This window comes from Klebsiella terrigena, assembly GCF_006539725.1.
In the GTDB taxonomy this organism is placed as follows: Bacteria; Pseudomonadota; Gammaproteobacteria; order Enterobacterales; family Enterobacteriaceae; genus Klebsiella; species Klebsiella terrigena.
Genome location: NZ_BJNO01000044.1, coordinates 1 through 11,441, shown reverse-complemented (window position 1 = coordinate 11,441; position 11,441 = coordinate 1). Strand labels below are relative to the sequence as shown.

At 50.2% G+C, this 11,441-nt stretch carries 12 protein-coding genes and 2 pseudogenes; 9 read left to right on the top strand and 5 right to left on the bottom strand.

What is annotated here, in order from left to right; all coding sequences use genetic code 11:
- The first annotated feature begins 205 nt into the window (after positions 1–205).
- Positions 206–823, top strand: a complete 618-nt coding sequence (locus tag RTE01_RS25985) for an SOS response-associated peptidase family protein (protein ID WP_134525688.1) — start codon at positions 206–208, stop codon at positions 821–823.
- 69 nt (positions 824–892) lie between these two features.
- Here the strand turns inward: RTE01_RS25985 and RTE01_RS25980 are convergent, their stop codons facing one another.
- A complete protein-coding gene (locus RTE01_RS25980; protein WP_134525686.1) occupies positions 893–2,152 on the bottom strand; it encodes an MFS transporter in 1,260 nt (419 codons plus the stop codon).
- A gap of 643 nt (positions 2,153–2,795) precedes the next feature.
- Here RTE01_RS25980 and RTE01_RS25975 point away from each other — a divergent pair.
- The 5 genes from RTE01_RS25975 (at position 2,796) to RTE01_RS25955 (ending at position 7,504) form a co-directional block, all read left to right on the top strand.
- Complete coding sequence (locus RTE01_RS25975; RefSeq protein ID WP_134525684.1) at positions 2,796–3,722, top strand: hypothetical protein; 927 nt, start codon at positions 2,796–2,798, stop codon at positions 3,720–3,722.
- 265 nt (positions 3,723–3,987) lie between these two features.
- Entirely contained in the window at positions 3,988–4,755 is a 768-nt protein-coding gene (locus tag RTE01_RS25970) for a COG4705 family protein (RefSeq protein WP_134525682.1), read from the top strand.
- Between the two features lie 69 nt (positions 4,756–4,824).
- The gene (locus RTE01_RS25965; protein ID WP_134525680.1) at positions 4,825–5,493 is read left to right on the top strand and encodes a response regulator; all 669 of its coding nucleotides are present in this window, start codon (positions 4,825–4,827) and stop codon (positions 5,491–5,493) included.
- Entirely contained in the window at positions 5,469–6,818 is a 1,350-nt protein-coding gene (locus RTE01_RS25960) for a sensor histidine kinase (protein ID WP_134525678.1), read from the top strand. Before RTE01_RS25965 ends, RTE01_RS25960 begins: the two co-directional genes overlap by 25 nt.
- Positions 6,819–7,255: 437 nt before the next feature.
- A complete protein-coding gene (locus RTE01_RS25955; RefSeq protein ID WP_166793723.1) occupies positions 7,256–7,504 on the top strand; it encodes a polymyxin B resistance protein pmrD in 249 nt (82 codons plus the stop codon).
- A gap of 22 nt (positions 7,505–7,526) precedes the next feature.
- Here RTE01_RS25955 and RTE01_RS25950 read toward each other — a convergent pair.
- Both RTE01_RS25950 and RTE01_RS25945 read right to left on the bottom strand, forming a co-directional pair.
- Positions 7,527–7,709, bottom strand: a pseudogene (locus RTE01_RS25950) (WbuC family cupin fold metalloprotein); the annotation flags it as partial.
- A 135-nt stretch (positions 7,710–7,844) separates the two neighbouring features.
- Complete coding sequence (locus RTE01_RS25945; RefSeq protein ID WP_041145160.1) at positions 7,845–8,447, bottom strand: TetR/AcrR family transcriptional regulator; 603 nt, start codon at positions 8,445–8,447, stop codon at positions 7,845–7,847.
- A 144-nt stretch (positions 8,448–8,591) separates the two neighbouring features.
- Between RTE01_RS25945 and RTE01_RS25940 the strand changes: the two genes are divergently transcribed.
- Entirely contained in the window at positions 8,592–8,999 is a 408-nt protein-coding gene (locus tag RTE01_RS25940; protein WP_115193036.1) for a RidA family protein, read from the top strand.
- Between the two features lie 265 nt (positions 9,000–9,264).
- Here RTE01_RS25940 and RTE01_RS25935 read toward each other — a convergent pair whose 3' ends face one another.
- The gene (locus RTE01_RS25935; protein ID WP_134525674.1) at positions 9,265–9,756 is read right to left on the bottom strand and encodes a DMT family transporter; all 492 of its coding nucleotides are present in this window, start codon (positions 9,754–9,756) and stop codon (positions 9,265–9,267) included.
- Between the two features lie 9 nt (positions 9,757–9,765).
- A complete protein-coding gene (locus tag RTE01_RS25930; RefSeq protein ID WP_041145155.1) occupies positions 9,766–10,200 on the bottom strand; it encodes a DMT family transporter in 435 nt (144 codons plus the stop codon).
- A gap of 99 nt (positions 10,201–10,299) precedes the next feature.
- Between RTE01_RS25930 and RTE01_RS25925 the strand changes: the two genes are divergently transcribed.
- The gene (locus tag RTE01_RS25925) at positions 10,300–11,235 is read left to right on the top strand and encodes a LysR family transcriptional regulator (RefSeq protein ID WP_134525672.1); all 936 of its coding nucleotides are present in this window, start codon (positions 10,300–10,302) and stop codon (positions 11,233–11,235) included.
- A gap of 50 nt (positions 11,236–11,285) precedes the next feature.
- A pseudogene (locus RTE01_RS26500) lies at positions 11,286–11,396 on the top strand (integrase); the annotation flags it as partial.
- Positions 11,397–11,441: the final 45 nt, after the last annotated feature.

Here is an 11,441-nt window from a genome sequence, read left to right as displayed (position 1 = left end):
CACCACCAGGAAAAGAGTAATGACATGTTTTTTAAGAGAAAATCCTTGTATTAGCATGTCAAAATAAGGTTTTATTGCGCGCATTTAACATGTTGATTTGCCTGAAAATAAAAATTGCTTTGCAGAACGCTACTTTTGCTTGAAATGCGACAATTTCTCATCAATAGACCGGTTTTTAAGACCGAAGAAGGAAGTATGTATACCAATGACATGGCGTAATATCGCCTATGATCCAGAACCAATCGGCCGGTACAACGTGGCGCCAGGAACAAAGGTTTTGCTCCTAACCGAACGTGATGAACAACTGCATCTCGACCCAGTACGTTGGGGCTATGCACCGGGATGGTGGGATAAGCCACCGCTGATTAATGCCCGGGTTGAGGCTGCAGCCACCAGTAGAATGTTTAAACCGCTTTGGCAGCACGGTCGAGCAATCTGCTTCTCTGATGGATGGTTTGAATGGAAAAAGGAAGGCGACAAGAAACAGCCTTATTTCATCCACAGAAAAGACGGCAAGCCCATATTCATGGCAGCGATCGGCAGCGTCCCTTTCGAGCGCGGGGATGAAGCCGAAGGCTTTTTGATTGTGACCGCCGCAGCTGATCAAGCTCTCGTAGATATTCGCGACCGCCGGCCGCTTGTCCTGATGCCGGAAGCAGCGCGAGAATGGATGCAGCAGGATGTCACGGGGGCGCAGGCAATTGAGATTGCCGGAGACGGAGCAGTGTCCGCCGACCATTTCACCTGGCACCCGGTATCGCGTGCCGTGGGTAACGTGACAAACCAGGGGCCAGAATTAATTGAGGCTATTGCGCGCCTATAAATTCATAACGTCCGCGATGTGCTGTGAGTTCAACGGTTCATAGCAACGCCCTGCAACTCGCAGATTCTCCTAATGTTGTGAATCCTGCAAACGTGCAAGCATGCTGTTCCTGCAGATGTAGATAATCGCACACAACAGCACGCTGAGTAATGCGGTGCAGATAAACACTCCCGCTCCAGTCATGGCCAGCATCACGCCCCCTATTAAGGGCCCGGCAGCTACTCCGAGCGTAGACAACGTTGAGGCACCAAGATAGGCACCACGATGCTCAGCCGGTGCCAATTGATCGAGCAAAATGTTCAGGTTTGGCATCAAAATCGCTTCCCCCATGCTGAACACAGCGGTAACCGTCATCCATGCCCAGATTTCGGTTGAACGTGTAGAAAAAAAGCAGAGCTGAGAGAAAACGAAAATTAAACCACCCAGAAAAATACGTTTTGGCAGGTTGATTTGCGCCATAAAGCGCATAATAAAGCTTTGAAATAACAGCACTGTACAGGCATTGGTAACCAGTATTAGAGTGATTAACTTAACCGCTTCGTTACCGTCAAGTAAAAGCAGGTACTGAGGCAAAACAGCTTCGTAATGGATAAATACAACACTACATAAAATGCTGCACATCAGTGCTGAAATGTAAATTTTATCCCTGCCGATAATTCCCATCACTTGATGAAGCTTAACCACCGGAGCGCTGTCGGTCTGCTGTTCGGCCAGCAGTTTACCCGCGGGGATAAACAACAGCACGTAGACAAAAAACGGCAGATAGGTCAATCCGGTCAGCAGAAATGTCCCCTTCTGAGAAGTCAGGCCAAAGACAATCCCTACCAGCGGGCCAAACACTGCCGCGACGTTGATTAAGTAATAACGCATTTGAAGGGCTAATGCGCGTCGGCGGCGGTCACCAAGCAAATCACTCATCAATGCACGCACCGGGGGATCAACCCACGCAAAGCAAACGCCGATGATCATCAGGCCAGTAATAAACATCCCCATCCCGGTGGCCTGCGCCAGGGTAATATAACCCACGGCGGAAAATCCACAGCCCAGTAGAAGTATTATTCTTCGTCCTAACCTGTCAGAAATCTGCCCGCCATACATACCGAGCACCACTGAGATTAGCGCACTGCTGGTCATAGCCACGCCAATGGCGACAGGTGACATGTGGTAATTCTGAGTCATGATTACCGCGATAAACGGCCATGCCATAAAATAGCTAAACCGTACAACGAAAGTAAAAAAGAGCAGTGCATGGACAGTCGCCGGGAAAGTTTTTAGAGTCCGGAATAGCCCCGGTGCCGCACAAACTTCAGCGGCGGGTTTGGTCGTCATAAGTCATCCCAATCATTAGATTTATTAACATATTGAATCGCCATTCAGCATAAGCGACTAAATATTAATAAGATTTTTTCCTGGCAACTGCAATGCAAATGTTAATCAAGTGTTTAGTTTAACAACTTGTGATGCGAGGGAGCTTTATTGCAGAGAAATATAAGGGGAAGGATGAATCAGGACACAAACTGCGGCAGTTAATACTAGAGTGACCGGCAACCCGTTTTAGGCCAACAGTCTGACAGGACATAATATTTGTCAAGCCTCTGTTCCTGTAAATCTTTCAACCAGAAAGGAAAACCCAGCTTCTCATGATAATACACTAATAAAATGACTACTTTTTGTGACCCTAACTGGGCTAATCAGACAACGGTAGTCATCGTGCATGAGTCTTTATCAACTTCCGCTTCTGGCTGTGAATTCAACCGATGGACGCAACACACTTATGCGTGCAAAACCGGGAATGTGTACATAAGGTGCTGCGTCATTAGAGAAAGTTGAGTGGCTGGTCTCGTCTGCAGGTAGAAGGTAGCTGATCCCGCCAGACGTTTTTCAGTTTGTCTGGCCGAAAGATAATTAATACTATAATTTTTAAAAAGTTAAACTAAGTATGATGCATAAGACGTGAAGCTAAAGGACAGATATGACAGCATATTCAAACTCTGATGCGGCAAGGGATTTACGCTCGGCCTTAGACAAGGCACCCGCTGGCGCTGTGAACGGAGAATGGTTCTTTATCACCGAACAGGCTGGAGTCTCCTCACAAACCGGAGGCTACATGTATGCAGACGGGAGTCACGTTGCAGGGGGTAACCACTCCTTTCAGAAGGTCCAGGCGGTTGTCGAGAAACTCGAAGCATCACGGATACAGCCCTTTAATAAGGTTATCGTTCACTGGACAAGGTCTAAAATACCGTTAATACGGGGGCGCGTTACGGTTGACACACTATTCGATGAGACCATTGTGCCGCGCGATCCTCAAGACCCGATTTATGAGGCAGCTTCTGTAGCAAGGCGAGCCTTTTGGGAAAGGTATGGCAGCGTTTCAGATGGTTTTATGGCTGAACGAGATGACGCAAACGTACACAACCAGACGAAATGGTTCGGGCCCCATCGTCGAGTGCTCAACACTAAGAGCAACACCAAATTAACGCTGTCCACTGATGGCCTTTCGACGCCCTGGGCTGGCATTGCAGACCCGGAAAATGGCGTAGGGTGCGAACTTTTCATGGAATTTGACGCTTCGAATATCATCAGCCACCAGATTGATGACTGGGCTCATCTCTTGATTAACCTGGGTGATCTCGTTGCCGATGGTTATCAGGTTGCTGCCGATGTTGAACAATATGGCGCAATCCTGTTTTGCACTCTTACAGACGAATATAACCCAATGACCCGAATCATCCTCAGCCGTGATGACCGTAGGATTGATAATTTACCTTTCGGTTCCGTTCCGCTAATCCGTGTAACGCCGATAGCAGAGTCAGAGATTGAACACCTTGATCAGTCTGATGCATGGGCATCAAGCGCAGCTAGACATGTTCTCGCGGAACGGCAGATAGAAACATAGACAATTATCACGAAGTTATTCACGCCCCTTACGGCGCAGAGTGAGTTCACTCACCTTACTTAAAGGAAGAACAGCATCAAATTATTGAACCTTGTTCCGCTGTGGACGAGAAGCAGAAGTTGCCGCTAAAAAGATGACTACCGATGCCGTGTCGATTCAATATCAGCCAGGCTGAGACTGTCCCACTCATATCACCCAGGCCTAAGGAACAACTAAGTCAGCTGCCGTAGAGTACAATCACCACTCAGCTTTACAGGGCTGCAACATGCTAACTGACTCCAGAATCTCATGGCTCAATAAAGTGCCGGAAGTGACGCTTTTCTTCTGGCTCATCAAAATGATGTCCACTACCGTGGGCGAAACCGCTGCCGATTTTCTGAATATGGATCTCGGCTGGGGATTGACCAACACCACACTGCTTACCGGGGTATTATTCGTAATTACACTGGCTCTCCAGTTGCGGGCCACACGCTATGTCCCGGCGCTTTACTGGGCAACAGTGTTGCTAATTAGCGTGTTTGGCACGCTGGTGACCGATAATCTAACCGACCGCTTTGGTGTGCCTCTGGCTTTCTCCACTGCCGTGTTTGGTGCGCTGCTGATCCTGACCTTTGTACTTTGGTTTAACGAAGAGAAAACGCTGTCGATCCACAGTATCACTACCCGCAAACGCGAGCTGTTCTACTGGGTGGCGATCCTGTTTACCTTTTCACTCGGCACCGCTGCGGGTGACTGGGTGGCGGAAGGTCTAAATCTTGGTTATTTCAATGCTGCCACACTCTTTGGCGCATTGATTCTGCTAACCGCTCTCGCCTTTTATCTGTTCAGGGCTAACAGCGTGCTCTGCTTCTGGATTGCTTATATTCTGACGCGTCCATTCGGTGCCTCCTGCGGTGATTTACTGTCGCAGTCCCCGGTAAACGGCGGTGTTGGTCTGGGCACTACTGGTACCAGCATCCTGTTTTTGCTGATCATTATCAGCCTGGTGGGCTATCTAACTTTTCGCAACAACATGGAAATTCTGGAGAAATAGCCGCAGATTGCTCAGGGCAGGTCCTACGTTTATGCTTACTCAGACGCGACCAAACGGATTATTAAAGCGATGAGAATTTTACTGGTTGAAGATGATCTGATGGTGGGGAATGTGATGGTGGACTCGCTGCGCGATGCCTCGTATGCAGCGGATTGGGTTCAGAATGGTAATGATGCGCTGACCAGTTGCCTCACACAACATTATGACATTGTTCTTCTCGACCTTGGGCTACCCGGCCAGGATGGCTTCAGCGTCCTGAGTGCATTGCGCCATCAGGGCTCCTCCGTGCCGGTAGTGATTGTCACCGCACGGGATGCCCTGCCGGACCGTTTACATGGGCTGGATAGCGGCGCGGATGATTACCTGATCAAACCGTTTGAGTTCAGCGAGCTGCTCGCACGGATCCGCGCGGTGCTGCGTCGGCATAATGGCAACGGTGAGCGGCTGTTGAACAACGGCGTACTTAGCCTGAATCCGGTCAGCCATGAAGTATGTTTGCTTGCCAGCGATGAACGCTTTTTACTCTCTAACCGCGAATATGCCCTGCTGGAAGCACTGATGCAGCGACCGGGAGGCATTCTCTCCCGCAGCGATCTGGAAGATCGCATTTATGGCTGGGGCGAAGAAGTGGAAAGCAATGCCATAGAGTTTTTCATCCACGCTCTGCGTAAAAAACTGGGCAAGGATGCCATCAAAAATGTCAGAGGCGTTGGATGGCTGGTTTCCAAAAGCAAGTGAAAAATTCGCTGAAGTTTCGGCTCTCGGTAGCCCTGAGCGTCGCCATTTTATTTACGGCTGTCATTTCCTGCGGCCTCACCTTCTATTTTGCGCTCGACGAAGCCCACGAACTGCAGGACGACACTCTCACCCAAATCGCCAGCGTGATCCATTATAACCCGGATATACAGAGCTCTGTTCAGCCACTGGATAGCGATAATGATTCCCGCGTGGAGGTGGAGTTCATCTCCGCAAACGGCAGTGCTCTGCAGCCCCGTAGCTTCACTTTTCAGCTGACTCCCCCCATACGCGAAGGCTTTCAGGACGTCATTTCAGGCGGAGTGCCGTATCGCGTACTGGTCCACCGTCTTTCAGCCATGCAGCTGGTCGCCATTGGTCAGCAACGTGATGTACGTGACGAAATCTCGTTTGAAAGCGCACTGCGCACGCTGATCCCTCTCAGTCTCCTGTTGCCAGTATTGTTGCTGGTCGCGACCGATCTGATCCGTAAAGCGTTTCGCCCCGTTTCAAACCTTGCCGATGAGGTACATCAGCGTGATGAACGTGATTTAACACCGTTCACCGAAGATAACATACCCGATGAGATCCGCCCATTTGTCAGCGGTATCAATAAGTTGTTGCATAAAGTGGATGAAGCAATGCAGACGCAGAAACGTTTTATCGCCGATGCAGCCCATGAGCTACGCACCCCGTTAACAGCACTGTCGCTGCAGGCGGAACGGTTGTCGGCGAGCGCAATGCCGCCCGAAGCGCAATCCCGGCTGAACAATCTGCAGCAAGGCTTAAGTCGTACCAAAAACTTGTTAGACCAGCTTCTGCTGCTTGCCCGTGAACAGCAAAACGCGTCGCACGAAAGCCATCAGCCACTTCACATTCCGCAGCTGTTCAGGGAGGTGATTGAATCCCTGCACCCACTGGCGCAGGAAAAAAATATCGATATTGGCGTACTGGAAACCGACAGTGCCAGTCAGCAGATTATCACTGACAAACACACACTCATCATTGTCGTGAAAAATCTGGTGGAAAATGCTATCCGCTACATCCCTGAAAACGGGCAGATTGACCTCAGCGTGACGGTAACGCCGCACGAAGCGGTTATTAATATTGAAGATAACGGCCCTGGAATTGCCGCTGACGAAAGGGCGCGCGTATTCGACGCATTTTATCGTCCCGAAGGTATAACCCAGCCCGGCTCCGGGCTGGGTTTATCGATCGTCAAAGCCTGCGTCACCAGGCTGGGTGGCGACGTCACATTGCTTCCTGCCCGCCAGTTTCCCTCCGGCGTGCTGGCTCGCATCGTCCTGCCACTGCGCTCTGTTCGATGAAATGCAGATGAAAATAATGTTCTTACTTGAGATCATTTTTGTTGCGCTGGCATTCTGCCTGCATCCCGACCTATGCCAGGATGCCGCACACTATTTGCAGGAGATGATTTTTGACGCGTGTCACCGGTTTTATAAGACGGTGATGTGGGTGGGCGCTTCTTAGCCCTGAATGGCGGGTATCCTGCAGAGAATTAATCCGCTTCACATCAACCGTTTCATTACTTACGGGCGGGCAGACAGCTACTGCTCTTGCGGTGCTATCCACATTAAACAGGTTAAGTATCATGTTGTCTGCAGTCATTCGGTCCTCGTCGTTATCCTCGATATCAACCTCCAATAATATTTGCAGCTGTCCTGGCTCACATATTTAACTCATACCCTTGTCATTTCAGCACTTTATGCTAATTTCTACGTTAGATACGGAGAAAGGAATATTTATGGAGTGGCTGGTGATTGATGTTATTTATCTGGGCAAAACCAGTCACTATATGCTCATTCTTCATGCCGGAACATTAAAAATGATGTTTGAAGTCACCTCCAAATCGCCCATACAGCCAGGCGATATTCTTTACCCCGTCAGTAATGCCATGTATCTGATAAATAAAAATGAGAATCAACGTCTGAAGGTCACCAGTGCTTCTGCATTTTCGTCCACACAGTGGTGTTTTCTGAAAAAGTCATGTTAAAGCACTCCGCGCAAAGCATAAATTACAGGGGAAAACCACCATCACCCACTTGCACCAGTGCATACCATTTCATCAGCTCAGCCGTTCCCAGCTCGTTTTCGGCGGGTGCCCATGGGGCCATATCTTGCTCAGCGACAGGCTGGTAACCCCCGTGTTTTACCTCAAAAATAACGCTGCCTTTATCCATCGACAACACGGCATGCCAGTGTAAGTATCCCAGTAAAACGAACCATCAGCTTTTATATAATCTCTGGCACTCCAACTTCCGCTTCTGGCACATAGTTGTCAGATCAGATGTAATTACCCATCCGCACTGCAATATATTAGCTCAAACATCTCATCATATTTTATTGGAACTGTTCCGTAAGCCGCTTGCCAGTTGCGTAAACGCTTCAATAATTTTTGGCAGTGCCTGCTGCGGATCGTCGCTCGCAGCAATCCAAAGTGCGGAATTCAGCGCGGCACTGTTTAACAGATGTGCAGCGGCATCCGCGTCAACCGATTTAAGTACACCTCGTTCGATCAAATTTATGACGGTCTGTCGGGTGGATTCGAGGCAACTATTTTGGCTGGGCCATTGTGCAGGATCCCCAAGGAAAGCCGGGCCATCAAGCAGAACGATACGCCTTACTTCTGTATCCAGCGCCATCTTAATGTAGGCAATCCCTTCAGCCAGCAGCCTTTCCCAGTCGTCACCGGCATTCGCGGCGGCGGCTTTGGCTCGTTGTGCCATTTCACCATCTACTTGAGCAACAACAGCGGCAAGCAGCCCCTTTTTATCACCAAAGTTGTGGTATAGCGCCCCGCGTGTCAGGCCAACGCTGGCGGTTAATTCATCCATCGATGCGGTAGCAAAACCTCTTTCGGCAAAGTGCTTCCGGGCTGCCGTAATCAATTTGGCTCGGTTCTCTTCCATTGTTTCGGCACGGCGTTTGGCGGCCATACGATCTCCTTTTTGACATACGTAACGAATGTCATTTGACATACGCGGCGTATGTGTGATTAATTCAACATACGCCGCGTATATTAAATCAATTTTGCATACCGCGCATCCCGCATCACACATTGACTTAAGAAAGGAAATGCCATGATCCAGCGTGAACCTATTTTTCCTGTTAACCGCCATGCTCTCTATGAAGAGCACGGTTATTCCGCCGCGATCCGTTCTGGCGATATGTTGTTCGTTTCCGGTCAGGTTGGCAGCCGCGCCGACGGTACGCCGGAGCCGGATTTTGCCGCACAGGTTCAACTTGCGTTTGATAACCTGGCAGCAACGCTTGCAGCTGCTGGTTGTACATTTGACGACCTGCTTGATGTCACCACTTTTCATACTGACCCGGAAAATCAGTTTCCGACGATTATGCAGGTGAAACAGTCAATTTTCCCGAAGCCCCCTTACCCGAACTGGACAGCTGTTGGAGTTACCTGGCTTGCGGGATTCGATTTTGAAATTAAGGTCATTGCCCGAATTCCAGCATCAACCTCCGCAGGTTGAAAGGCCTTGATGTTAGTGGCGGCCTCATCAACGAGATGAGGCCGCCACCATGAAAAGCGTTGTTTCAGAACCAACATCATAACCGCTTCTGGCACGAAGCGGTCATCTGACAGACCTGAAGGTCCGTTGTGAGTGAGGAGAGGACATTCCAGCTTTGCCCTGCCCCGGACATCTGAATTTAGCCTGGGCATTGCAGTGTAAGAGCTGAAGAGTGTCAGGACATTTCTGGCACTCTTCAGACAGTGTTCATCTGAACTGGCTGGGCTTATCTATTAGCGGCTTCCTGCTGCAGGGGCTTTTTCGCCGGAGCGGCTTTTGACTTGCTGCTGGAATAAATGAAAAACAGCGCGATACCCAGGCAGATGATGGCGCCGAGTCGGCTCATCGAGAACGGAATCGACTCATTGCCCAGCCAGCCGAAGTTATCGATCAGCATGCTCATGGTCAGTTGGCCAAAAATGACGGCGACCGTGGCAACTGCGGCGCCAATGCGCTGGACGGCCAGTACCATAATGACGATATACGGCACGCCAAACATTGCGCCCAGCAACTGCCATTTAGGCACGTCCATCAGGGTTAGGGTGTGTTTGGGTTCGAAGAAGAAGATCAGCAGCCCCGTCACCAGCGCGCCGATCGAAAATGTCAGGAACGCACTTTTGAATACGCCAACCTTGCTGCCCAGTTGGCCGTTGATAGCAGCCTGGATACTCAGCATGGCACCACCGACGACAGCGAGAAGAATCATCATAATAGTCATAATATTACCTTACCCCTGTGCAACCATAACCAGCGCTGTAATGATGAAAATCAGCGCGATGAAGCGTTTGCTGTCGATTTTCCTGTGCCGCGTACCGAGAAGGCCGAAGTGGTCAATAATCAGGCTCTTGGAGACCTGGCCTGCCAGGATGCCGATCATGGTCATGCCAATGCCGATTATCGGCGTTGCCACGGTCAGGATGATGACGTAGATCGGCCCAAGTACGCCGCCAAGCAAGTGCCAGGAAGGCTGCGCAAAGAATGACGGGCTATTACGCGGGCTGAAAAACAGCATCAGCAGGAAGGTCAGCGCCGCGCCCACGCCAAATACGCTGAAGGTGGCCCAGAGGTCACCAACCTTCCCACCCAGTGGCCCGAGCAATCCTGCCTCTACGGACAGTCCCATGCCTCCGGCAATTACAATTAAAATCAGTATCAGTTGCATAGCAATCAATCTCCAGTTCTTCAGACGGAGAAGATTACGCCTTAACATGAATGAGAAAAATGCCATAATAAGCCAAACACCTGTGTAGAATATGCATTAATGAATGAGCCAAGAAACATCAGCATACGCACCCTGCTGATTTTTATAGACGTTTATGAAGCGCAGAATTTCTCTGTGGTGGCGCGGCGGGAAGGGATATCAGCCTCTCAGGTATCGCGCGTCATCCATCAGATGGAGGATGCGCTCGGGCAGCAGCTCTTTTACCGCAATACCCGGGCGATCATCCCGACGGAAAGCGGCCATCTTTTCATACGCTATGCGCGGGCCATGACGGGAAGTCTGGAGGAGGCGCAGCGGGAACTCAACGAGAGAGCACTTGAGCCTTCAGGAATGGTCCGCATAAACGCACCGGTGTTCTTTGGACAGCGGCATGTGGCACCAGCGTTACCCGGCCTGACTGAGCGATATCCGAGGCTCAGCATTGAGCTCACATTGACCGATGATTATATCGATCCGCACAGGGACCCGGCTGACGTAATTTTCCGGATTGGCGCGCTGACAGATTCCTCATTTCATGCGCGCGTGTTTGGCCTGCAGTTCTATCATCTTGCCGCGTCACCGGATTACATCCGCCGGCATGGCATGCCTGAATCACCTGAAGAGCTTGCACGTCATAAATGTTTGGTCTATCGAGGTTCATCAGGAGCAAACCGCTGGTTGCTGCGCAGGCAGGAAGAGGAATGGGTGCACTATCCCGTCTCGCCCCTGATGTCATCCAATAATGCTGAAACGCTGCTGGTTGCTGCACTCGGAGGGATGGGAATCGTGCTGTTTCCTGACTGGCTGATTGGAGACCGGCTAAAGAGTGGTGAGCTTGTCGGGCTGCTGCCGGATCTGGACAAGTCCATAAAAACGGAGCCGCAGCACATCGCGGCAATCTATCCGAATACCCGCCACCCTCCGCTGAACGTTCGGACGATTATCGATTACTACCTTGACGCGTTCGGTTCACCGCTTTACTGGCAGTCTGAATAAGATATCCGTCATTATTGCACTTCTTGAAACCGGCTTTGACGCATTGAAGGTACCGGGAACAGGGTGTAAACACTCAGATCCTGCTCGGTCATTCGAACAAAACCATGACCGACAGGTACAATGATTCACGCGGAAAAGAATGGAAAAAACTGGTCATATAATGACCAGTTTTGCTGGAGTTTTGCAGAAGAATTCAGAACCGGTAT

Coding starts and splice junctions, on each gene's coding strand:
- RTE01_RS25985 (WP_134525688.1), top strand. CDS start 206: ATGACATGGCGTAATATCGCCTATGATCCAGAACCAATCGGCCGGTAC.
- RTE01_RS25980 (WP_134525686.1), bottom strand. CDS start 2,152: ATGACGACCAAACCCGCCGCTGAAGTTTGTGCGGCACCGGGGCTATTC.
- RTE01_RS25975 (WP_134525684.1), top strand. CDS start 2,796: ATGACAGCATATTCAAACTCTGATGCGGCAAGGGATTTACGCTCGGCC.
- RTE01_RS25970 (WP_134525682.1), top strand. CDS start 3,988: ATGCTAACTGACTCCAGAATCTCATGGCTCAATAAAGTGCCGGAAGTG.
- RTE01_RS25965 (WP_134525680.1), top strand. CDS start 4,825: ATGAGAATTTTACTGGTTGAAGATGATCTGATGGTGGGGAATGTGATG.
- RTE01_RS25960 (WP_134525678.1), top strand. CDS start 5,469: ATGGCTGGTTTCCAAAAGCAAGTGAAAAATTCGCTGAAGTTTCGGCTC.
- RTE01_RS25955 (WP_166793723.1), top strand. CDS start 7,256: ATGGAGTGGCTGGTGATTGATGTTATTTATCTGGGCAAAACCAGTCAC.
- RTE01_RS25945 (WP_041145160.1), bottom strand. CDS start 8,447: ATGGCCGCCAAACGCCGTGCCGAAACAATGGAAGAGAACCGAGCCAAA.
- RTE01_RS25940 (WP_115193036.1), top strand. CDS start 8,592: ATGATCCAGCGTGAACCTATTTTTCCTGTTAACCGCCATGCTCTCTAT.
- RTE01_RS25935 (WP_134525674.1), bottom strand. CDS start 9,756: ATGACTATTATGATGATTCTTCTCGCTGTCGTCGGTGGTGCCATGCTG.
- RTE01_RS25930 (WP_041145155.1), bottom strand. CDS start 10,200: ATGCAACTGATACTGATTTTAATTGTAATTGCCGGAGGCATGGGACTG.
- RTE01_RS25925 (WP_134525672.1), top strand. CDS start 10,300: ATGAATGAGCCAAGAAACATCAGCATACGCACCCTGCTGATTTTTATA.